The 23,989-nt window shown below is 61.3% G+C and carries 14 protein-coding genes and 2 tRNA genes; 3 read left to right on the top strand and 13 right to left on the bottom strand.

Annotated features, from left to right (window positions below):
• Positions 1-573: 573 nt before the first annotated feature.
• Positions 574-648 (bottom strand) — tRNA-Val (locus WCE37_RS01090).
• A gap of 104 nt (positions 649-752) precedes the next feature.
• On the bottom strand, positions 753-2,789 hold the full coding sequence (uvrB, locus tag WCE37_RS01085; protein WP_343277752.1) for an excinuclease ABC subunit UvrB: 2,037 nt from the start codon (positions 2,787-2,789) through the stop codon (positions 753-755).
• 197 nt (positions 2,790-2,986) lie between these two features.
• On the opposite strand from uvrB, the gene WCE37_RS01080 reads away from it, so the two are divergent.
• The 3 genes from WCE37_RS01080 (at position 2,987) to WCE37_RS01070 (ending at position 4,997) form a co-directional block, all read left to right on the top strand.
• Positions 2,987-3,514 carry a GspH/FimT family pseudopilin gene (locus WCE37_RS01080; protein ID WP_343277751.1) on the top strand — a complete coding sequence of 176 codons (528 nt, stop codon included), beginning with the start codon at positions 2,987-2,989 and terminating at the stop codon, positions 3,512-3,514.
• Between the two features lie 59 nt (positions 3,515-3,573).
• A tRNA-Asn gene (locus WCE37_RS01075) sits at positions 3,574-3,650 on the top strand.
• Between the two features lie 144 nt (positions 3,651-3,794).
• Entirely contained in the window at positions 3,795-4,997 is a 1,203-nt protein-coding gene (locus WCE37_RS01070; RefSeq protein ID WP_343277750.1) for an integrase arm-type DNA-binding domain-containing protein, read from the top strand.
• Positions 4,998-5,519: 522 nt separating this feature from the next.
• On the opposite strand, the gene WCE37_RS01065 is transcribed toward WCE37_RS01070, so the two are convergent.
• From WCE37_RS01065 to WCE37_RS01015, 11 genes are all read right to left on the bottom strand, one after another.
• Positions 5,520-5,969: a hypothetical protein gene (locus WCE37_RS01065; protein WP_343277749.1), complete on the bottom strand. Its 450-nt coding sequence runs from the start codon at positions 5,967-5,969 to the stop codon at positions 5,520-5,522.
• A 251-nt stretch (positions 5,970-6,220) separates the two neighbouring features.
• Positions 6,221-6,739: a hypothetical protein gene (locus WCE37_RS01060; RefSeq protein WP_343277748.1), complete on the bottom strand. Its 519-nt coding sequence runs from the start codon at positions 6,737-6,739 to the stop codon at positions 6,221-6,223.
• 265 nt (positions 6,740-7,004) lie between these two features.
• A complete protein-coding gene (gene brxL, locus WCE37_RS01055; protein WP_343277747.1) occupies positions 7,005-9,074 on the bottom strand; it encodes a protease Lon-related BREX system protein BrxL in 2,070 nt (689 codons plus the stop codon).
• Positions 9,064-11,682: a BREX-1 system phosphatase PglZ type A gene (pglZ, locus tag WCE37_RS01050; protein WP_343277746.1), complete on the bottom strand. Its 2,619-nt coding sequence runs from the start codon at positions 11,680-11,682 to the stop codon at positions 9,064-9,066. Before pglZ ends, brxL begins: the two co-directional genes overlap by 11 nt.
• Before the next feature lie 2 nt (positions 11,683-11,684).
• The gene (pglX, locus tag WCE37_RS01045) at positions 11,685-15,296 is read right to left on the bottom strand and encodes a BREX-1 system adenine-specific DNA-methyltransferase PglX (protein ID WP_343277745.1); all 3,612 of its coding nucleotides are present in this window, start codon (positions 15,294-15,296) and stop codon (positions 11,685-11,687) included.
• Positions 15,296-18,916 carry a BREX system P-loop protein BrxC gene (gene brxC, locus WCE37_RS01040; RefSeq protein WP_343277744.1) on the bottom strand — a complete coding sequence of 1,207 codons (3,621 nt, stop codon included), beginning with the start codon at positions 18,914-18,916 and terminating at the stop codon, positions 15,296-15,298. Before brxC ends, pglX begins: the two co-directional genes overlap by 1 nt.
• 16 nt (positions 18,917-18,932) lie before the next feature.
• Positions 18,933-19,511, bottom strand: a complete 579-nt coding sequence (locus tag WCE37_RS01035; protein ID WP_343277743.1) for a DUF1788 domain-containing protein — start codon at positions 19,509-19,511, stop codon at positions 18,933-18,935.
• A complete protein-coding gene (locus tag WCE37_RS01030; RefSeq protein WP_343277742.1) occupies positions 19,508-20,101 on the bottom strand; it encodes a DUF1819 family protein in 594 nt (197 codons plus the stop codon). Before WCE37_RS01030 ends, WCE37_RS01035 begins: the two co-directional genes overlap by 4 nt.
• A 58-nt stretch (positions 20,102-20,159) precedes the next feature.
• The gene (locus WCE37_RS01025) at positions 20,160-21,491 is read right to left on the bottom strand and encodes a type II toxin-antitoxin system HipA family toxin (protein ID WP_343277741.1); all 1,332 of its coding nucleotides are present in this window, start codon (positions 21,489-21,491) and stop codon (positions 20,160-20,162) included.
• Positions 21,488-21,745, bottom strand: coding sequence for an XRE family transcriptional regulator (locus tag WCE37_RS01020; RefSeq protein WP_343277740.1), 258 nt, complete (start codon positions 21,743-21,745; stop codon positions 21,488-21,490). The genes WCE37_RS01025 and WCE37_RS01020 overlap by 4 nt, the downstream gene beginning before the upstream one ends.
• Before the next feature lie 138 nt (positions 21,746-21,883).
• Positions 21,884-23,254, bottom strand: a complete 1,371-nt coding sequence (locus WCE37_RS01015) for a hypothetical protein (RefSeq protein ID WP_343277739.1) — start codon at positions 23,252-23,254, stop codon at positions 21,884-21,886.
• Positions 23,255-23,989: the final 735 nt, after the last annotated feature.

The following is a 23,989-nucleotide window of genomic DNA, read 5'->3' as shown; positions in this document are numbered from 1 at the left end:
GCAGGTGTTCGGCGGATGGGGCCTGCGCGCCTTGATTACCCCACCGCTGCCGGATTCGCTGTGAGTACCGGCGTTCAGCAAAAACCGCAGCAGCAAGGGCAGTGCCGCTTTAACCCGCAGTGCAGCGCGGGCTACCTAGGGCTGTGACCTTGCACCGCCCCCGCCACGGGTGATCCTGTCGGGGGCATCTATTCGGGCTGTGTGGCGGAGCGATCCGCAACACCTGCCGTTATCCGCAACACCGGAGGCCGCGTAAACACTGGCCTGTGGCGGCTGTTGCGCATGTTGCGCACTTCTAGGGGGAGGGATGCCCCCGCCGCTGTCGCATGGACGGCCAAGCTTCACGGCAGGCGGGGCCGGTGGCGTCGCCTGATCCCCCGTTCAACCCTGGCGCGGCGGTGGCGTGGATAGCGTGCGCCAGCGCCACAAAAGGCGCTAGCAGGGATAGTCCTGCGGGGATGTAGGAATCGCCTGATTAGGCGTTCTGCACTTACTGTGCACTTACAAAAAACCCGGCACGCTGGCCGGGCTTCTTTCCTTCGCCACTAAAGTCCATGAAATCAGGTACTTAAGTGGTGGGCGGTGAGGGTTTCGAACCCCCGACCCCTACCATGTCAAGGTAATGCTCTACCACTGAGCTAACCGCCCGAAGGGACGGGAATTCTAGCGGCTGCCCCGCCTGACAGCAAGCCCGGTGGACCGTAATCCCTCATCCACCTGTACGAGCGGCTATAGCCCCTCCTACGAAGCTCCTAGCGGACGGCCAGCATGGCCTCCTTGAGCTGGTGGATACGGTCACGGACGGCGGCGGCTTCCTCGAACTCGAGGTCCCGGGCGTGCTGGTACATCTGCTGCTCCAGCGCCTTGAGACGGGCCGCGGCCTTGGCCGGCTCGAGCCGGGCATAGTCGTCGGCCGCCTCTGCCACCTTGCGGGCGCCCTTTCCGCGGCTGCCGCGGGCTTCCGCGGCGTCGCTGCGGGCACCTTCCATGATGTCCATGATCGGCCGCGCCACCGAGCGCGGGGTGATGCCGTGCTCGGTGTTGTATTCGACCTGCTTCGCCCGGCGGCGATCGGTTTCGTCGATCGCGCGCTTCATCGAATCGGTCACCCGGTCCGCATACAGGATCGCCTTGCCGCGCACGTTGCGCGCGGCGCGGCCGATGGTCTGGATCAGAGAGCCGGTGGAACGCAGGAAGCCCTCCTTGTCGGCGTCCAGGATCGCCACCAGCGACACCTCGGGCATGTCCAGGCCTTCGCGCAGCAGGTTGATGCCGACCAGTACGTCGAACTTGCCCAGGCGCAGGTCGCGGATGATCTCCACCCGCTCCACGGTGTCGATGTCGGAGTGCAGGTAGCGCACGCGCACGCCGTGCTCGCCGAGGTACTCGGTGAGGTTCTCGGACATGCGCTTGGTCAGGGTGGTGATCAGTACGCGGTCGCCCATGGCCACGCGCTTGGTGATCTCGCCAAGGACGTCGTCGACCTGGGTCGCCACCGGACGGATCTCGACCTCGGGATCGATCAGGCCGGTCGGCCTCACCACCAGCTCCACGATCTCGTCACCGGAATGCTCGAGCTCGTACTTGCCGGGCGTGGCCGAGACGAAGATCTTGCGCGGCGCGCGCGCCTCCCACTCTTCGAAGCGCAGCGGCCGGTTGTCGAGCGCCGACGGCAGGCGAAAGCCGAATTCGACCAGCGTTTCCTTGCGCGCGCGGTCGCCGCGGTACATGCCGCCGATCTGCGGCACGGTGACGTGCGATTCGTCTACCACCAGCAGCGCATCCGGCGGCAGATAGTCGAACAGCGTGGGCGGCGGCGCATCGGGCGGGCGCCGGGTCATGTGCCGCGAGTAGTTCTCGATGCCGTTGCAGAAGCCGACCTCGGCCATCATCTCGATGTCGAAACGCGTGCGCTGTTCCAGGCGCTGCGCCTCGACCAGCTTGTTCTGCGCGTACAGCTGCTCCAGCCGCTCCTTCAGCTCGACCTTGATGGTCTCGATGGCGTTGAGCACGCTCTCGCGGGTGCTGGCGTAGTGGGTCTTCGGATAGACCGTGTAGCGCGGCACCTTGCGCTGCACCTCGCCGGTCAGCGGGTCGAACAGCGCCAGGTTGTCGACCTCGCCGTCGAACAGCTCGATCCGCAGGGCTTCCGCCTCCGATTCCGCCGGATGCACGTCGATCACCTCGCCGCGCACGCGGTAGGTGCCGCGGCGCAGCTCGGTGTCGTTGCGCGTGTACTGCAGCTCGGTGAGGTGGCGGATCAGCGCGCGCTGCTCGATGCGCTCGCCGCGCGCCAGGATCAGGCGCAGCTTGAGGTAGTCCTCCGGATCGCCGAGCCCGTAGATCGCCGACACCGTGGCCACGATCAGCGCGTCCGGCCGCGACAGCAGCGCCTTGGTCGCCGACAGCCGCATCTGCTCGATGTGCTCGTTCATCGCGCTGTCCTTGTCGATGAACGTGTCCGACGACGGGATGTAGGCTTCGGGCTGGTAATAGTCGTAGTAGCTGACGAAGTACTCGACCGCATTGTGCGGGAAGAAGGACTTGAACTCGCCGTACAGCTGCGCCGCCAGCGTCTTGTTCGGCGCCATGACGATGGTCGGCTTCTGCACCGCCTCGACCACGTTGGCGATGGTGTAGGTCTTGCCGGAGCCGGTGACGCCCAGCAGTGTCTGTTGCGCCAGGCCGTTCTCGAAACCGGCGATCAGGCGTTTGATCGCCTGCGGCTGGTCGCCCGCGGGCTGGTAGGGGGAAACGAGTTTGAAGGGCGTATGCGCGGCTGCTCTCATCCGGTCATTGTAGGTGGGCGGCGCGAACGGTCCGCGAACGTGGCCCGAGGCGCTGGCGCGGCTCCAGATACGCCTGCACGGACGCCTCCCTCCGCGCTTTCCCGACCCCGTCGGGCGCTTGACGCCGACAGCGGTGGCGGGACCCACGGTCTAGCGTGGTGCCCCCCGGACAGACATGACCGGCAAGGAGGCTGGACATGCCCAAGCGCCATTCGCGCGGGTTCACCCTGATCGAGGCGATGGTGGTGGCGGCCATCGCCGCCATTACCCTCACCATCGGCCTGCCGGCATTCAGCAGCACGCTGGAGCGCCAGCGCCTGGCGACCAGCCTGCATCTGCTCACGGCCGACATGGCCACCGCCCGCAGCAGCGCGATCATGCGCCGCGAGCAGGTCGTGGTATGTCCAGGCCGCGCCGAGACCGGCTGCGCCGGCGACCACGACTGGAGCGGCGGCTGGCTGGTGTTCCGGGATCCGGATGGCAACCGTCAGCCAGACGTCCCGGGCGACATCCTGCGTGCAACCGGCGCCCCCGCTGGCGGCGCGGAACGGCTTCGCCTCACCTCCACGCGCCCTTGGCTCCGCTACCAGGCCAATGGCACGGCCGCGCACAGCAACCTGAGCGTGAACGCCTGCGCCCGCGGGCTGCTGCGCGGAAAGGTGGTGGTGAACCGCTTGGGGAGGGTGCGAAGCGAACGGCCACGGCAGGAAACGCTGTGTCCCTGAGCCGGTTCGCTGCTTCCCTCCTTGACCCGGCCGGAACAAGCACTAAAATGTGCGTCCCCGCCCGAATAGCTCAGCTGGTTAGAGCACTTGACTGTTAATCAGGGGGTCGTTGGTTCGAGTCCAACTTCGGGCGCCATTTTTTAGTCCACCTGTGTGCGTGTACGTCCGCGCATAAGTGGAATCTCAAGAAACATCAACTACTTAGCGGCCATCCAAGGCCGCTTGCGTGCGGCATTGTCCACTGCCAGCCGGCAGCATCTGTGCGTAGAAACGTGCGTAGATGCTGACAGACGCCGCCATCCGCGCACTCAGGCCCCGTTCGACCCTCTACCGAGTGGCCGACCGAGACGGCTTGTGCCTTGAAGTCACTCCCCGCGGGGCCAAGCACTGGCGCTACCGGTATCGCAGGGCCGGCAAGGCCGGAATGATCAGCCTCGGCACCTACCCCGTCATCACCCTTGGAATGGCCCGTGACCGCCTCCTGGATGCCCGCCGGCAACTTGCCAATGGCACGGATCCCGCCCAAGCAAAACGGGAGGCCGAGCGCGCCGCCTTGGAAACGGACCACGGGCGATTCCCGGCATTCGCTGCGTCATGGCTCCAAGACCGGGCCACAAAGGTCAAGCCACGAACCCTCGCAAAGATGACGGCTATCCTCGAAAAGGATCTGGTCCCGTCACTACGCCACACAAACATCGCAACGCTCACCACGCCAGAGGCCATGCGCGCCCTGCAACCGATCATCGAGCGAGCACCCCACATGGCGATCAAGGCACTTGGCTACCTCAATGACATGGTCGACCACGCCATCAAAGCGGGGGTTCGGGAGGACGGCAAGACCCTGAGTCTCCGCGGGGCAGTCAAGTTGGGCAGAAGCAAACCTGTTCCCGCGGCAGAAAGTCCAGAACAACTCAAGCAAGTCCTCCTCGCTCTCGATCGCTACCCTCACCCTGTAGTGAGAAGTGCATTGAAGCTCATTTCTTTGACAGTACTCAGGCCATCGAACGTGGTCGAGGCAAGGTGGAGCCAGATCGATCTTGAACGCGGCGTCTGGAAGATCCCAGGCGAATGGATGAAAACCGGCGACGACCACTCGATCCCTCTACCGAAGCAGGCAATTGCCCTTTTGAAAGAAGCGAGAACCTGGTCCTGTGGCGGCGATTGGGTATTTCCGTCACTGTCGCGCAGAGGCACGCCGCATCTTCACCGGGATACATTGAGCAAAGCGCTTCGAGAATCTGGCTTGCAAGGTCAACACGTACCACATGGCTTCAGGGCAAGCCTGAGAACGATCGCACGCGAGGAGCTCAACGAGGAAATCGATGTTCTTGAAGCGCAACTCGCTCACACCCTGGGCAACGCCACACAACGCGCTTATAACCGGGCAAGACACCTGAAGAAGCGCATGATTGTGATGCAAGCTTGGGCCGACTACCTTGATCATCTCAGGAGGTCGAACACTGATGCGCATGATGCGGATTAATGATGCGCATGTCGGCCGATCATGGAACAGCTGGATTCACCCTACGATTCGATGACCTCGAAACGCTGCGGACGCCCCCATCCCATTGAGTGGATAAAACGACGCGCGTGGACCGTAGACACAAACACCTCCGGACGCGGAACGTTCCAGCCCATCGGCCGTATGAGTTCAGGTGATGCCGGCAACACGTCCGCACGAAGCAGCCGGGTGAAGCCTCGCCCTTCAACCAACAGGGCCCATCGAATCCTCTCTCCCTTGATTCGGACAGGTCGAACGCCCCTGACCAGTCCCAACAGCTTAGCCATAGATACCGTGGACGCGTCCATCAACTTCAGCTTCATCATCAGCTCCCAGGCGAACAACGATCAATTGTCCGCAACCAACAAAAGGCAACGGGACTCGAACGGATTGTCTCCACGTCACGAAAGGTAAGTCAGTTCCGCCCCACAGATTCTTGTCTCGCTGATCTCCGACGCGAGACGCGCCAAGCCGCGGCGCACAGGCGACTTCCAACCAGTGAGATCAACTCCAATCCCCGCATCGACCAGACGATCCGTCGCTTCCATCCGACGCGTCAGAATCCCACGACGCAATCCCGCGGAACCCACTGCCGAGCGTATCGCCAGCAAGGTCATGCTCGAGATCCGTGCCAAATGGGTTTCCCATCACATCGACGCCGAACTCATCCCCGGAAGCCATGGGAAGTCCAGTAGCAGGGTTAACGGCGGGTCCGACCACAGCATCTTGGGCGTGCCGTAGCGGAGCCTCAAATCGCGATGGTGCATGCCCCTCGATGTCATTCCACGCCCCGCCGCGATTCCACGCGTCAAATTCCGTAGGACTGAAGTCGAAGGAGCCGGCTTCGCCGGTTGCATCACTCTCCAAATCGCTTTCGGTCTCTGACGCAAGAAACATCCGCAGCACAAGGACCGCACAAACGCCAAACACGACGAACAGGATGATTTCCACCATGACCAGAACTCCACCAGTGAGTAGTTGGTACTGGTTGGATATATCACATCCTAGAGACACTCAAAATTGCTATGCGATCACTTCGATCTGCGAACCGATATCTTGGTCATATGGAACGCCGTAGCTCCGTAAAGACAGGATCGATCTAGTGCCTACAACTTGCAAGTCGATCGACACTTGATCAACATTCTCCTCATTCAGACTGTGCGTACCGAATCAGCGTAAGCGGTTTCAAAGTCGCAAAACTTAGGTCAAGACTCCCTGCTGGGACGAGTCGTCCATTTCAGCAGCGCATCCGAAGTCAACTGCATCTCCTGATAGCGCGACCACAGATCCCTCATGGCCATCACCTGCCGGTTGTGATGAACAATCAACTCACGTTCGTCAGCATGAGCGCCGCGGAGAAGATACGGATTCCACGAACAGTCCACCTGTGCAAGCGGAACAGGATGCGTCGGCAGATCGCCAGGCAGATCAATCTTCCGGCAAGCGCCCTTTACAGTTCGCCACAAGATTTCCACGTGGGAATCGCGCACATCGACGGTCAAATGCATCGGAGACATTCGGGCATCGGGGCACACCCTGAGAATCTCCCGCCTCAACGAAACGCGCTCACCCTCACATATCTGCACCACGTCCAGAGACGCCCCAGCAAGCACGCGATACAACTCGCTGTTCGAAGCATGAATGCCTTGGGCACGTTCGACGAACGGGCTGAACCAGGCATCGCGATACTCCTCACTCAGATTCCACCAGATTCGATCTTCCATCTCATCCTCCCAATTCACTGGAAGGTTCAAGCTACGCTTCGGACACGCGGATGTTCACCTGAAACGGCGGCTAAATTCGGGTCGAATCAGCGATTAGGCATGATCTTGCGTCCGCACACGACGATCCGGGCCGTCAAGCCGACCGACGCGAGGAAGTGACTGCTACTGATCGCAACAGCACGAAACGAGCGACCTAAGACCTGCTATGCGGAGGAGTCCCAAGGTCTAAACCGTCACTACTTCGCAGCATTCATTATCGCGCCTCTCAATCAACGCCCAATGCCTTGAACACAGCGTCCACCGGGTCCGCGTAGAAACTCGTCTGGAACTTCGCAAAAAGCTCGCCAGGCACTGATGGAATGTCGCCAACGCTGCTCATTGGCAGAAGGATGCGCTTAGCGCCAGCGTCGAATGCGACCTGCATTGACTCAGCCAGATTGCGCGCAGGGCTGATCGTGCCACCCAGGGACATGTCGCCCAGCACCACCATCTGGCTCTGCATCGGGCGTCCGAGGCCCGCGGAGCACAGCGCGATAAAGCTCGACAACGTCATCGTTTCCGGTGCGCCGATGTTCTGGAGTTCCACGAGGTGCAGATGGAAATCATGCTCTCCCGGCTTGATCGACGCGCTGACACGACCGGCATGCGCCTTGAAGTAGTCGAACCCGACCCGCACCGACTCCTTTGCCGCCGAGCCCGAGATCGACAGCTTGCCGTTGCCGGCCATGGTCTGGATCTCCAGGCGGTACACGCCCGGCATGCCGGCTGGCCCCAGCGCGATGGTGTACAGGGTCCCTGGCGCACTGCCACCCTCAGGAATCAGCCCGCCGCCACCTTGCTCGGGTACTGCGATGAATCGCTCCTCGCCGCCTTCAAGATCAATGTAGGAGAAGTGGACGTCATAGAACTCCATGCCGCCGATCTTCTTCAGTTGCTCCTTGATTCTGCGGCGCGTCTCAAGCGCGTACTCCAGGCACTGCCGCACCTGCTCCTTGCCGTACTCCCCATGTGGGCAGAGCAGCTTCAACAAGCCTGAGACAGTGCGGCGCACGGCAATCGTATCGCGTTGGTTGAGGTTGTTGCCCAGCTTGAAGTAGCGATCGATCGCGTCCGAGAAGCTGTGCTTGCGCATTTCCCGCAAGTACTCGGCCAGGTAGTCGACGATCAAGCCGAACTGATTGGTGAAGAACTCCGGCCGCATCTTCGGAATCTCCCAGCCAGGCACGTAGGCATGAAAGCGGTCGAAGAAGGCCGAGTCGATCATCGCGTCCGGAAACGGCGCCAGCAGGTGCGAAGTTTTGACCAATGACTCGACGCTCTGGTTGATATTGCCGATGAACACCATCGAGGCATTGGCGTTGATGGACTCGCGGCCACGGCTGAAGGAACCGGAGGCCATGTAGTCCTTCATGATCTGCACGCCGTCCTGATCCTTGAAACGTATCCCGGCGACCTCGTCGAAGGCGACCACATCCCATAGGCCCACCAGCCCCACCGTGCGTGCGGCCATGTTGTAGAACAGATTGGCCACGGTCGTCTGCCCACCCGAGACCAGGATGCTGTTGGGGCTGATCTCCTTGAAGATGTGGCTCTTGCCGGTGCCGCGCGGGCCCAGCTCGCAGTAGTTGTAGTTGTTCTCGACCAGCGGAATCATGCGTGCCAGCAGGTGCCATTTGGTCCTGCGCTCGAACGAAGTCGGTTCCATGCCGGTGGAGCGCAGCAGGACATCGATCCACTGCTCGTCGGTAAACGCCTTGCGTCCGTCGAACAAGGCCTGCATATCCATGTTCGGCATCTGGATCGGCTTGAGCTCCTCGACGACGAAGGGCGACCCTTTCTGATTCTCTTCGTAGAGGTAGCGCAGGGTGACGATGCACCAGATGCCACCTGCCAACAGCTTCTCGAACTGGCGAACGAAGCGGTGCGATATCTCGGCGTTCTTTACGCCCAGGTTGGATAGCAGCGCCTCATAGACGTCGCGCTTGTCGTTGAGCTTGACGGTGACCTTGTCGATGATCCGATAGGTGCCGCTTTCGCGGATCTTCGACTTGACCTTCTCCGCTTCGTCCGGGCGAACGTAGTTCTCGCTCAGCACGCGCTTGACGGTCGACATCCCCGCCTGGATGGTGGCCTCGTCATCCGAGGCGCAATACATGCCGAGCAGGTACTCCAGCACGTACACCGGCACATTGGCGCCTTCCTTGATCAGCTTGGTCAGGTCCTTGCGCACCACCTTGCCGGCAAAATGCCGGTTCAGCAGATGATCCTGATCCCGCGAGGGCTTGGCGTCACTGTCCGTTGTAGCTCCCAGTTCAATTGAAGGTTCAGAAGTCATTGGAGAACGCCAGGTCGATTCGGTATGCCACACGCAGTACTTCAACGCTGGTAGCCGCGTCGCGTCCCACGAGGTAATAGTCCTTGTGACGATCGTATGCGCCCGAGCGAACGGTCAAAACTATCTGTTTTATGCGCTCAGTCAGCACGGTCGATGCGCTATCAAATGTCACCGTTGCCTCGTCGCTGATCAGCGTGTCTCCATCGCGCAGTGAGATCTTCAGCGTCCTGGGGAGCACCTGGTGACTCACTGGCTCGGACTGGATCAAGTCCAGGCGCTGGGTATTGGTGACGACCTTGTTGGACGCACCCACCACGCTGACATCCACCCAACGGGTGCGGGCCTTTTCGGACTCGGACACGCGCACGGTGATCAACGGCACAATGACCTCCTGCGGCATGGCCGAACCGTGAACAAACCGCGCGCCTCCTGCGAAGTGGAAGCGCATTGCGCCCTTGGGCAACCAGAAGTCCACGCTGCCCGCGCCCGGCTCGGTGCCTGCCGTGATGGCGGTCGAACCCTGCCAGACAGTCGGGTTCTGTGGCAGGTCCCGCCCCATGAGATAACGCTTCTTGGCGCGCAAGGTGCCGGCGGGTTTATCGCCCAACGCTGCCTTGCTTGCGTTGTCCAGCGGCGATTCCTGATAAAGGAATCCATGGTCTGCCGTCACCAGCACCATCGAGCCGTTGAGGTTGTTGATGATGAAAGAGATGATGCGGCCCAGTTCCGTCAACGTCTGCGCCACCGCATCAAAGGTCTTGCCTTCGGAGCCCTGCTTGTCGCCGGTCATGTCGATCAGGTCGTGATAGACATAGATCACACGGTGCTCGCCGACCAGCTCGCGGCCCTTGGTCTTGCCAAGCTCCAGAAGATCCGCGGCACGTACTGCGATGCCGTCGTAGCGCCCCAGCTGAGCGTTGCGTGCCTCCAGCGTTGCCGCCGGTTGGCCATCCACCAGCACATCCAGGCTGTCGCCTGACTTGTAGGCCAGGGTGTGGTGCGGCAGCAGGGCCGACATGCCCAGGGCCGTGTAACTGGGCAGCACGCTGAGCATGGCGCCAAGTTCGGCGGTGAACCGGTTCTTGCTGCGAAGATCGCGCACCAGCTCCTCGCCCGCCTCATACCGGAACGCATCCGAGATGACGACAAACACGCGCTTGGTGTTGGCGAGTTGGCTCGCCACGTGATCGTTGAAGAACTGTTGCTGGGGTCCGAGGCCATAGGCGCTCCAGGTCTCCAGCATGCCACCCTTGTTTTCGACGATGCTTGCCCAGGCCGACGACAGCATTGGCACGAACCAGCCTGAGTAGGCCGACTCGATCAGTGCGTCCAGGTCGTGCAATACGCTCCAGCCCATCGGCTCCACCTGGCTGGAGGCGTGATGGAAGTGTCGATACAGCTGATCGAATTGGAAGAGTTCGGCACGATACTGCTGCACTGCCTGCTCGGCGTTGGCGAAACTGATGCCGGCACCATGCCGCTCCTTGAGTGCGAGAAAGCCGGCGGCCGCTTCCAGCGCGTCATAACAGCTGGCCACGGCCCGGAACTCGTCATTGTCCCCGCCCAGCCGCACATCGGCCCAATGGCCGTCGCGCCGACGATCAATCAAAGGCTGGATGGAGTCCGCAGCGGCGCCACCCAATTGCAGTACGCGTCCCTTCAGATCGTGGATGACCCGACGCTCCACTTGGGCAAACGTCATGCAGTCGAGCAGGTCTTCCGCTGAGTAGTCGCCTATCAGTTCACCGACCCTGAGCTCGTCGGCAACCGCCGCCGAAAGACCGGCGTACGCACGGTGGCGATTGAGATCGCTGCGCCAGCGAGCGGCCAGCACGGAGGCGTTACCGGCCAGCAGCGGATGTTTCAAACGGAGGTGCGCGAGCGCGGCGGGAAGATCACGGGACAGGCTGCGGGCAAAGTCGGTCACCAGCGCGCGCCGCAGCAGATCCGCCAGGTTGGGCTCCGCCGATTCGTAGCCAAACGTGTCCTTGATCATTTGCCAGAACGGAGGTTCCAACCCATAACCCGCCAGGTCGCTCCATTCCTTGGGCGGTTCGCCGATCGCGGTATGGCCCGGCTCCCACAGCCCACTGAGCAATTTCAGGGTCAGGGATAGCGGATCGGCCTCATCGCTGCGCAGCGTGACCGCAAGCATCTTGCGGTCCACGTCGGACTCGCCATCCATCGGCTGCAGCAGGCGCTTGAGGCGATTGCGGCGGGTCTCGGCCGCAAGGAACTTGGAACGCGCACGAATGTGGGGCGCCAACGCCACGCTGCTGAGCCCCAGCTCTTCCAGGCGAATGGAGGTCAGGTCGGCCCGGAATGATTGGGCACGCAGACGGATATCCAGCAGCCAGTCAGAAATCGGATCGGGTTCGGGACGATTGCTGTACAGCAGAAAGCGGGTGTCCGCACTGGACTCGATGCGCCGCTTGATCGCCAATGCCGGCGTTTCCTCAAGGCGAATCACGTCTGCCTGGCCGATCTGCAGCTTGTCCAGGACATCAGCGAACTCGCCGTCGGCGTCATGCCAGAAGATGATGTTTGCGCCGGCAAAGAGTGCTGCCAGTGCCTCGCCGATCCGCTGTTCGTTGAGTTCGGCCGCCATGGCTATTCCTCGCCCTGCTTGCCGACGATGGATTTCACTTCCGCCAGCAGGTCGCCGAACTTGCCGTAGTTGACCTTGACGCCATCATCCAGATCCAGCTCGATGCGCTGGTCGGCGTAGTGGCGCAGCTGCTCGTCATAGACCAGCAGTTCCAAGTGCTTCTTGCGCAGGCTTTCCAACTGCTTGTTGGCGCGGTTGCGTGCTGCCGTGGAACTGGCGGTTGTCGCGTCGCGCTCCAACTGTTCGATGCGGGCGTGCATCTTTCCTGTCAGTGGGATGACGTACTCGGCGCGCAGGCGCGACAAGGTCCCGGCGTTGTATCGGTGCAGATAGACCAAGGCTTGGAACGCGCCCTGCTTGCCACTGGAGAACAACCAGTAGATAGGACGTTTTTTGTAGGTCTGCAGGTGGTCTTTGAAGAATTTTCCGGCCAGGTAGCGGCGGATGCCTTCTTCGGGTGATTCGGTTGCTTTGCGGCCTAGGTTGTCGGCCAGCCAAGTCATGTTCTGCTCAACTGTGTCGGCACCCCAGAGGGTCAGCAGGAATTCTCGGACGCGCAGCGTCGCATCGTCGTCGAACCAGAGGGCGTCGGTCAGGGGGACGATGCCGTCGGCGTCGGCGGGGAATTTTTTGTAACGGGTGGCATCGAAACCGAGGTTGCCCGCGTGAGCGTAGATCAGGCCGGGGGCGTCCAGGCTATAGCGGCCCATCATGCAGCCAATGGCGTAGGAGACCAGTTCCTCCATGGTGTCTTGGCGGAACCGGGTCAAATGCTCCTCTTCGCTAAGCTTGCCGCCGTAGCGGTACGCGGGGTTCACCGTGAGAGTGATCTGCTCGATCGGGACCTCGGGGATGAGTTCGTCCGCCAGGCCATAGGCGTCGATGAAGAGGCGGTTGTTCTCCTCTTCGAGCCGCTTCATCTCGGCGATAGCGTCGCGGTTCTGGGCCATCCAGTCGGTGAAGTTGGATTTGACGGTGGGCGTCGACTCGGAGAACGCCGTCAGGAGAGGGTGAGCTTGGAAGTCCCAAGAGCGTTCATAGGCGTCCCAGTCGTTACGCGCCAGCTCGACAAGCTGGCTCACTAACGCTTGTACCGGCTCCTGCTGAGCTTTCAGAGCCTCACTGAGCAATGGAATGCGGTCAATGTCGCCGGACTGGATATTGATAGTTGGATTCTGAGCACGCAGGAACAACATCGCCAACGTTGAGCCAAACAGACCGCCAATGGTCCAGAGGAGATTCGCTGAGGGGAAAACCGATGAGCCAGCCACGTCGAACAAGAAGCCTGGTCCGGACATACGCGCGCTGAACTGGCCGGTAGATATCTTGGTATACGAAATTCCAGGTCGAAAGTAGTACCCACGATCCTTGACCACGTAGTCGATGTTGCCGTTGAGGTAAGGATACTTTCCGTTGACATACGACTTGATTGCATGACCGTCGTCTTGCCAGTTCACGACATGATCATGATTGCCGTACCACTTACGAGCCTCTCCGCCTTTCAGATAAGGGAACCACCTGAGGCAGGACGCCGCAGCGTCCTGGCTGCTGGCCAATCCGAACCCAACATCGGAAAGCGACACTTCGGACCATGTGCGGATGAAGCGTTCGTTGTTGCTCGTTTGCAGGCCGGGCTGGCCGTAACAGACCTCGCCCAGTCCCGTTCCGCGGCGATACGCATCGAGCGCAGCAGCCGGGAGCCAGTAAGCGATCGGACTTCCTGGGATGCCCGTGAAACCCTGTTGATTGATCCTGTCGAATCGGTGCTGGCCTCCCGTAAGGGCAGTGCGCTTCTCGTATTCTCCACCATCCAGAAGCCGGAAGAATGCCGGCCTGTAGCCAAGTAGCGATCTGTTATTAAGCACAAAAGTTGTCGTCTGAACGACTTCGCCCGAGATGCTTCCGAAGGCCCTGGCGCCGAGGTGCGCCATGGTGCGAATAGTTTTTCCCCGGAGTATTTGCTCGCGCATCTTCTGGAAGCTGGACAGGAACATCCAACTCTGCATGGTCACCATGGCGCTATGACCGGTGCTGCTCGCGAGCTTGTAGCTGCGCTCGATAAAGCACGCAAAGAGGTCGCTCTTGGCGTCAGGGTATTTCTCCTTAACGAAATTCTTCACAAGAGTGTTCATGCCTTTGCTGCCCATATACGGCGGATTCGCCACCACCGCGTCGTACTGCGCCGCCAGCAGGTCGGCCTGCTGCACCAACGGCGCCAACTGCGTGAGCGACTGCGACACAAAGAGGTCCTCGCTCACTGCCTCGCTCAGCCGCTTCAGCGCCGGCAAGCTCGAAGCCACATCCTCCGGCACCTGAATCAACGACCCGAACGTCGTCGCGTGCTGGAATAGCCGCTTCAGTTCCGTGAGATTCTCCGCGCTCAGCCCGTAGTCCGAGAGATTCACTCCCTTCGCAAGCCCTTCCGCATCGACTCCCGCGCTATCCAAAAGGGCCATTACATTGAGCTTCAGTCCGCGGTCGAAGATTTGCCGGTCATCTGCCCGCCCCTTCATCATCAGCGCAAAGCCTGTCAGCTGCGCTGCGCGCTCGTCGATGTCGAGGCCGAAGAGGTTCTTCTCGAGGATCAACTGTGGGATGTCTCGCTGCCGATAACCGCGCTCCAGATAGATGGCCTTGAACAGCTCATAGGACTCCACCAGGATGTGCCCGGAGCCACTGGCCGGATCGATAAGAGTCAGCTCTTCGGGGTTTAGCAGGCTGGGGGTGGTGGCCGCGAGCTGCGCGTTGACCTCTGCAGTTTGCTCGGCTGGTTCGATGTAGTACTCCATCCGTCCTTTGATGGGCGACTGGGGATAGGTCATCAGCCACTGCGCGCCCAGCGAATTCTGGACCATGTACTTCACGATCCAGTTTGGCGTGAACAACTGCGTGGCCGCCGGAAGATCCTCCGACTTCACCACCTTACCGATCACCTGGTCCTTCTTCTCCGAAATATAGAACTGGTAAAGCCAGCCGATTATCTCGATCTGCTGCCAATCCGCCTCCGGAACGGACTGCACCAGCTTGTTGACCACCGAATCGGTCAGCAACAAATTCTCCGGCAACAACAACTCCGTCTCATCCCCAATCGACTCGAAAAGGAACGGCATGGCCTGATGCAGCGCATTGCACTGCGCAATCAACACCTGCCGGTACAACTCCGCATCCTGGTTGGCCAGCTTCAACTCCCGGACAGCGTCCACCGACAGTCCGGGCAACGCACCGGCTTCCGCCAGATCCAGCGCATGCGTCAACACCTCCGGCAAGCCGCCCTGCGGATTGGACAACACCCGCCGGCCATGGCCCAGATAGTCATGCAACTCCATGAAACGCAGCGCCGCCAAGCGGTTGAACCACGAATAGGCCACCGCCTCTACCGTCTGCCCAAAGCCCTGCTGCTGCATGCGCGCGATCAACTTCCTGCGCTGCTCGTTGACCCGCAGCGGCCACGGGCGGCCGGCGATCATGACGAGGTCGCCACTCGTCTTGGCCTCGGCCACGACGAGCTGACCTTTGGCCTCACTCAGTCCGAGCAGATTAGCCCGGGCGGTGACGGCCGCGATGAAGTCCTTGCGTGCCTGCGGGGCGTAGCTCTTGAGATTCCCTGTATTCATTACTGGATCCGGATGCGCTTGCCCGAGGCCAAGATGGCCGCGAACTTTTCCCTCAGTCGACCAAGGTAAGCATCGACCTCGACTTCTGTTTCTAAGTAGGGGCGTTCGGCCAGTTCAGACGGAGTCACCGTCTGCGATGGCTTCGGGACAGACGTCGTTGTCTTGCCACCGGCAGTGCCCGTTGTCGACGATCCGGGGGGGCTGGTGCTGGACGTGGCGGTCTGCTGCTTCTGCATCCAGCTGATGATCTCGTCCGTCGCAGCTTCAAGCAGTTGCCCTGCACCCTTTTCGAGGTAGCTGATCTCCGGGATGCTGGCCGATTCGCCGATCCTGACCTTCAGCTGCTGCAAGGGATGTAGTGCGGCATTGCTAATGTCGGCGGGAGCGGACGCCTTGGTCAGGTCCTGCATAACCTCCGCGATATTCCTTTCGACCGCCTGGACTGCGGCAACCCGGGCGTCTTGCACCAAGTTGTCGTTGCTGGCCTCGATGGAGGCAATCAGTGGATCGATCTTATTGATCTTGCTGTAAGGCGCAGGATCTTCACGGATGGCCAGTAGCTCGGCCAGTGCCGCACTGGCCTTGGGATCGTTTGCCAGGGCGGCCTGGTTGGTCGAAAACCGTACGGCGGCGGCGATCAACTTGCGCCACGAACCCAGCTGGCTGCCGTAGAACCCGTTGAGGTCGGAGAAATCCTCGCCGGCGTCCAACCAGGCATCGCGGTCCTTGTTCATCGCCTCGATGAACTCATAGGGGTCGCGCACGGCAAGTTGCTTGCCTACCAGCCCCAACAGCGCTTCGATTTTCGCCTTGCCTGGATAGTGTGATTGGGAAGCCAGTGGCTGTGCGGCCTTCAATGCCTCCTGCCATTCCAGCAACTTGCTTTTGAAATCGCCGACCACACCATCCTCGTCCTTGCGCGGCAGAGACGAGAACAACTGCCGGTAGAGCTCCGCGACCCGATTGATGCTGCCGCTGTCGGCGGTCTTGCGCTTGAGGATGGAGATCTGTTTGTGCTGCACAGACTTGGACAAAGGCTCGAAGGCCGACTTCGGATCCAGATCCGAACCGCCCAGGGTCAACTTGATCTCACCTGCCATGAACAGCCGGGTGGCCATCAGTACCACTTCCCAGTCCGGCTTCCAACCGAAGGGAATTCCGGTGAAGCGGTCGATCAAGTCCGATAGCAATACGCGATTCTGGGTGGCCGTGAGAAGCAGGTACTGCCGGACTTCGTCCAAGGCCTGCGGATTGCCCTCGTCTCCGCCCAGCGCAAGCTGGCGCTGCCCCAAGTCATCGATGGCCAGCAGCGACCTGATCTCCGCGAGCGGGTCGTTCTGCCGCACCTTCAGGTAGGGCAGCTTGTTGTAAGTGTTGGTGATCAGGTAGTTGACCAACTCGTCCAGCAGCGTTGACGGCGCGGCGGCCTTGGACTGCACGCGCTGGCCCTTGGCATAGCAGTCACCGCGCACCATCAGTTCGCCGATCTGGCTGACCAGGCGCTGGCGGCGCTCGCGGTTCTCTTCCTTGCGCTCCAGCAGAATCTTCTTGAGCGACGGCGTTGCCGTGCTGGCCTTGGGGCTATCGACGAACTTCTCGATCTGGCGATAGAGGGTCAGCTCGATATCCAAGCGCTCGCCCTCGGCCAGCCGAATCAATGCCCGGCCGTGCCCCTCGGCACTGCGCAGGATGCACTTGTCCGACTTGAGCAGTTCGTACTCGTCACCCAGCGGCGACAGTACCTCCAGGGTCAGCGCATGGGTGGCGGTGCGGTACGGCAGACTGTCGAGCAGACGGTTGAACTCGTAGTCGGCCTTGGTATCCCTGTGGCGAACCTTGGTCTGGCCGCCAAGCGCTTCCTCGAAGACGATCTCTGCCAGCAGGCGAGACTTCTCAGCGGCCGAGACGTCGACATGACCGATCTCGCGGGCAATATCGCGTTCCTCGTTGGTCAGGAAGAACCACAGGTCGCCATTACGATTGACAAGGCGCTGCCGCTCCAGGCGCTCCAGGCTCTGCTGGATGTCACGCTTGAGTTGCAGCTTGTCCGCATCAATCTGGGACAGGCACAGCGTCGCCAGGTTGTCGACACTGGGCTTGATGACATCGGCGATGTGGCGGATCAGGAACAACGCCTTGAGTAGCCTGGTGTCCTGAGGTTCGAGCGAACGATCTTCTGCAGCCTGGTCAATCGCACGCTTGACAGTGGTATCGAGGAAGCTCTCGATTGACGGATAAAAGTCATACAGCGGAACCAGCGCATCGGTTGCCTTGTCCGCATTGACCTTGGCAGCCGACTGGAAGGCGTCCAGCAAGGAGCGCTCACCGCGGGAGAGATGCTGCCCGGTCGCCCCTACCTTGCGAATGGCTTCAAAGATCTTCTGCAGCAGGGTGAACTGGTACGGAGCGAACGGATAGTTGCCCACGTAATCGGCCGCGTCGCGGTAGCCGCGCATCACGACTGAATTGCCCACGAAGGAGAGCTGGTTGTTGATGATATCGCCCTTGGCCTCGTACACATCCCGAAGGACGTCGTGCGCCGCCTCGGTCTTGGCCAGCAAGCGCTCGCCAATCACTTCATCCGTATTGGAGCTGGCCAGGGACAACCGGGTGTGGAAGCGGCCCTGGATCTTGGAGAAGTCCTGGGATCGTGCCTTGTTGGCCTCGCCGATGGCCGCATCGATATCCTCCTGGCTGGTAACGATGACCCAGGCGCGCCCATTACAGAGGGTGCCCAGCTGCTCGGTGATCGTCTGCAGGCTGAGCATCAGCTGGGTGTTGTTGCCGATGAACTGACCGACTTCGTCCGCCAGGAAGATGATGCGGTGGTTCGCGCCCTTGGAATCAAGGTACTCGCGCAGCAGCCTGGCGAACCCCTCGATATTGATAGTGAAATTGTCTTTGGCGTCGTCGAACCACTTCGCGGCCGACGCATTGGACATCTTCAGTGCGGTCGCCAGCGCACTGATGACTTCGTCGCGCAGGAAGTCGAAGGCGTCCCGTTCCTTGACCCAGGGACTGCCATGGACGTTCTGGAACTGAGCCTGGAAGACTTCATAAGCGCCCTTTGAGACCAGGTAACGTTCCATCTCGGCGATGTACGGCGCGTCTCCGGAGAAGCCAAGCTTCTCGTTGAAGACGCGCAGGAACACTTGCAGGATCGCGTCCCGATCTGACTTGCTGTCGGCCTTGGCGTCGATGTTGAAGAGGATGACATCCGCCTTGTTGCGGGTTGCCCGCTGGATGTCGGCCAGCAACAGTGGATCCTTGATCTTGTGCTCGTCAAAGAAGGCCGCGGCCGACCGCTTTTCGCCTGTCTCCGGATCGACCGCCTCATAGTTCTCGAGCAGGTAGGACAGGATCTTGATGAAGTGCGATTTACCGGACCCGAAGAACCCGGACACCCAGACACCCATGCGATCAGTCAGAACCGGATCCCGCGGGTTGTCCATCGCCGCCAGATAGGCGTCGAAGAACTTCCGGAAGTGCTCGGAGAGCTGCTTGGTAACGACGTATTCGTCAAGCTCCTGCCAGATGCTCCCCGCATCTCGCTGATCGGCCTTGATGACGCCATTGATCGGCCGGTCGACGGGCTTTCGAAATAGATCTCGGATCTTCATTGGTATTTCCCCTGTGTCATTCCACTAGCCGGAAGGCCCGGTAGTAGTGGTCGTCGGCCAGTGTGTTGAATAGCCGCAAAGAAAATCCGTCATACCGCCCCGGATAGAACATCACGACCGGCTTGTCTTTCATGGTCGCCTGCAGTCCTGCCAGAAGCGTGTGTGACCGGAGCATGGGATAAGCCGCGCCAACCCCCGTGAGCAGCAACACATCAACCTGATCGAAATCTATCTGGTTGGCGATACGTTCGGCCAGCTTGTCTTCCTTCAGAACGGGGCGCAGCGCAGCCAGAGCTGCTGCATCGCCCTTCTTTGCCTGGATGTCGAGGACCCGGTCGTAAAGCTTGCGATCCTCGAGCAAGTCGATAATCAGGTCGAACAGGTTCACTACGGCGGGCCTTACCGCCGGCTGGCGCTTGGCCATGCCAGGTAGCAAGACGCCGTCAATGAAACTGCGCAGCTCCAGCTCACGTTCGGGCGGATAGTCGAAGATCCAGAAGCCGATCTCGTTGCCAAGCCCTTTGTTGGACAGCAGCTCGTCCGACGACAGCCGGTCAGCAATCTTGTTGAGTCGGACACGGAAGTCGTCAGTCATGCGTGCAGCTCCATGAGCTTGAGTAAACGTTGCTCTCCAGCGTCCTTCAATGCCTTGGCAACAGAGGGATGCAAGTGCGGCTCAAGCAGACGCAGCGACCGGGTGGATTCCAGATATCGCGCTTCAGCAAGAATCCTGAGGACAACCTGCAGCAACTTGCGTCGAGTCGATTCGCTCCAGGTACCCACTGCCGGGTCCCTGGCTTGGCAATCGGCCAGGAACTGCTCCCATTCCCGGGGAGAGATCGTCATTTCGAGTCGTCGAACATGGTCTGTGACGACGTCCCGAACAAAGTCGCGCAGCAGCTCGCTGTGTTTGAGCGCGGCGGCGAATAGCGCCTGGACGGCAGCTTCTTTGTCTCCATGAGCCACCAGCGGCCACAGTGACGGACTGATCGCCTCCAGTCGGAACCGGATCAGACGTGCTTGGCGGATCGCCGTCGACGGCACGCCCTTCTGCAGAAGGTTATCGAGCCGAATAGCCTGATCCCACTCCGCGTCAGTGACATTTGCCATCAGGAGGCGAGCAACGATGCGGCTTTCCGGAAGCATGAGTGAGCCGGCGGACAGATCGGCTTGATACTGCTTCAAGCGATACCTCCGGCAGCGGCACGGCGGGCGGCTGGCGCGCCGATAGTGCGTGTTTTGTTCATTGACCTTTCCTCATAAGCTCAGAGCGTCCGATCACTTGGCGCTCGGCTTTGACCGGCTGTGGGTCCGAGAACGTGGTGAATGCTTCTCCCAGCTCGGTTTCGCCCATGGCGTAGATGCGCTTGTCCCGCAGTCCGGCAATCCCTTCCTGCCAAGAAAGCAACATGCGCTTGCCGATCTCCGCGAAGCCCGGATGTTCTTCCATGGCTTCGCGGACGCTGGGCCCAACCTCGGCCATCGCGGTTCCAATCTGATCGACGACGTCAGCCTGATCGCGAGCCGGCAGCCCGAACGTGGCGGTCAGGAAGGTCTGCAGGTTCCTCCCGGGATCCCAGGTTTTCTTGCCCATGAGCGAGATTCCCGGCGGATTCTTGGCGTACTCCGGATATGCGGCTGTGGTGATCATGTCGTAGGCCGGCGCCAGATGGACGTCGTCACGACGGGTGTAGCGAAGAGCGACATTCTTGGCGTGGCAGTCGGCGTTGCGGAGGGCGTAGGTCAGCAGCAGCATGGTCGCCATCTCGCGGAAAACGCCTGGCCGGTTGGCGGCCGGAGCGTGGTCGCGGACCGCCTTGGCGATGCGTTCCCAGGTGGTTTCGTACTTGTCCGCAGGCCGCATGCCGAGCAGCGCACAGAAGTCCTCCATGCCCCAGAGGCGGGCACCCTTCTCGTCCACGTCAAAGCGATGGACAACCAGGGCTTGGCCATCGCGGGACACTTCGGTCTCCGCGGCAGGCATCACCCGACGGGTCACCTGCATGCAGAGGTGCTCGTTGAGGGACACGAACGGCAGGAGCCGGGAGGAGCCCTTAATGATGTGCCTATGAGTGAACAGCGTGGTCTTCGTATGCGGTCCGGTACCGGTCTTCTCGGCATCGCCGTCCAGAAACTTAGGCACCACACCTGATACGCCACTGGTGGCATGTCGGCGAACCAATTCGGCAAAGGCTTCTTCGGAGTTGTCGCCCTGCAGCAGGGCCGCAACGTCCACGGCCTGTGCGGGCTCGTCGAGGCTTGCGCCCGAGGGAGCCACCTGGATGCGACCGATCATGTTGCGACCAATGACCGACAGGAGCGCCATCGGGCTGGCGCCGATGACCGGGCCAAACTGCTCCTGCAACACCTGCAGCAGATAGCCCTCGGGCAGGTTCATCCGGAAGACCGGGTGAAGCACGTCGTCCCAGATGTAGGGCTCGGCCCGCACATGCATGGTCAGTGAGACGAAATCGTCCACGGCCACGCCGCCGTGATATGTCATCGAACTCTTGAAGTCGCCGTCCGATTCCAGCGTGGCAACTTCGCGGCCAAGCACGTAGACGGACAGGCTCACGGGCGGCCCCCGCGCTCACGGCGAAGCTCGTCCAGCGACCCGGACGCCCCCACTTCGGCGAACTTGAGCTCCATGCCTAGCGCGGCGAGTACGGCCAGGAGCTTGCGCGATCCGAATTCGGCCAGCTTCCCGCGTTCGAAACGGGACAGGGATTCCTGGGAAACGCCCGCGCGGGCGGCGACGTCACCTTGCTTCAAGCCGAGGGACCTTCTTCGCACCGCGACTGCTTCACCGAGCTCAAAGACCGTTTGCATTTGATTTATACATCAATATAGTTCGAGCGCCGGCACATTATTTGACATATATGTCTAATTTGCAACCCGTGCGGCCACGAGACCTCAGCGTCCATCCGAAGCGTCGCAGCCTCCCCCGTGGAGCCTGAAAATCTCTTCTCAGGGCGTCCTTGCATAGGGCAGACGCAGCGCGGGCTGTTGGGCCCTCCGCTGGCGCATGATGTCCAGAACGGAGGCGAGCGCCTCGTATTGTTCCCGCTTCGCGCGCCCCTTGCCGGACAGCCAGTGGCTGCCCACACCCCCCAACAGACCCAACCACCAGGTTTGCGTCACAAGCATCATTCCCTTGCCCGCAAGCGAAGAGACGCCCACGCGTCCGCTGCGTTCGCCAAACACCGCCGCTCGTTCCCCTGCACTAAGGGACTTGTCCATGAACACGGACAACCCGACCACCGCCAGGCCCAGCGCCGATGGCAACACGTCGCTGAAATCTACGCCCGTGCTGGCCACGCCGGCAGCCCCGGTGACCATCTGTTCAAGCGCCGCCTCGCTGATGCCACTGTCCCGCACGCGCTCTGCCAAGCCGAGTGCAGTCAGCTGCGCGTAGACCTCCTGCGTGGTTACCACCTCAATGCCGGGATAGCGCTCCAGCGCCTGCTGCACGTACGCAACGGACTCGGTCGCCTTCGCCTGCAGCAGCTCGGCCACCTGCCCGCCCCGGTCCAGGATCTGGATATCCCAACCACCCTCGGTTGCAGATTGCGCCAGGGACGCGGTCATACCGTCAGGCAAGTTGCCGTCGTTGAGATAGTCGACAAACTCCAGTTCGAACAGCTTGCCCTTCACCCCCGACACGAACCCGGGAAGCTGCTCGGGCGACAGTCGCGTCACCACTTCGGAGAACGATTCCCCGGCGGCCAGCCCGGGATAGGCCTGTTCGAATGCCCGCTGGACTTCCTCCGGCACCCTCGAAGGCGCGCGCGCCATTTCGGCGAGCGACACACCTCCGATCACGTACAGATCGAGCAGCTCGGACTTGCGTCTTGCCGCCCTCGCGCTACGGATGCTCGCTTCCAGGCGGGCCGAACGCTCCTGCTCGTGCAATCCGAGGCCCCGGATCTCAACCCGCATACTGTCCAGCTCTGAGCGTTGGATCGCGATCGAATCCAAGGCTTCGGACGCGAGGGACACGGTTCCAGCAGCCATACCGCCCACTGCGTCACCTACCACGCCGCCCGAGCGATCAACCAGGCCACCTACGGCATCTGCCCCGCGCCCCACCAAGCCGATGCTGTCGGCAGCCAACCCCGCCACAACGCCTACGCTTTTCCCCAGAGCACCAGTCGACGTGGCTGCATATCCATACGCGGCTCTTGCCCCGATATCGGCTGCACCCTTGGTGGCCTTGCCCGCGACCTGCACCGCCTTTCCAGTGAGGGAGACGGTCGCCTTTCCTGCGGCGGCTATCACATCGCGGTTGTCCACGACCACGTGCCGGGTCTCGTTGGCGACCCACGCCGTTGCTTTCACCAAGCCCTTCGTACCCGCCCACGCGACGCCAAACGTTCCCCTGACCCAGCCCATGCCTTTCCCCCAGTGTTGCCAACCCGGAAATTACAAGCAAGACTCATACCACTGCCGCCGAACCAATAGCGACCACCGGCAAGGGGAAATCGTTGATGCTTGCGGCACGCGTGGTCGACCCTCCGCTTGAAGATCTTCAAGGCCTCCGCCAGCCACTGACTGTCTACGCGAGCATCGGGAGCCGGCGACCATGTCATGCCGGCGAGACACCGCAATCGGCCGGTCCGGAACAAGAAGCACCGACGCGGGGCACGCCCCAGAGATCTCCTATTGACTGCCCATAAACGGTTCGCACCCAAGTCGTGCGCTGGGCACCATGGCCCAAAGCGTTCGCCGCCCGCCCCAGAGCCTCCCGCTCGCTCCATCCAGCTGCGTGCAGGTGCACAATCAGGTCACAGCAGTAGGCGTATCGGGCCGAATGCGGCGAACTTGCGCCGACCATTCCCAGGTCTGAGCAAACCGTGTAGACCCGAGACAAGGCTTGCGGAAGTATTCCAGGAAGCAGGTGGCCTCCATTTGATGCGGCTACGGCGATAGCGCGTTGAACTGCTGCATGGGCCCCGACGACGTTGACGACGGGCACAGACCGGATCCGCCCTCCTTTCGTACCGCGCATCACCCTGATTTCGGGCAGCTCGGTCGTTGCGGCTGCAAGCACAGACTCCCATCGCGGCAGATCAG

This window comes from Luteimonas sp. MJ250 (assembly GCF_039548455.1).
In the GTDB taxonomy this organism is placed as follows: domain Bacteria; phylum Pseudomonadota; class Gammaproteobacteria; order Xanthomonadales; family Xanthomonadaceae; genus Luteimonas.
Note: the sequence above shows the minus strand (reverse complement) of the source record. Positions and strands in the feature narration are given on the sequence as shown.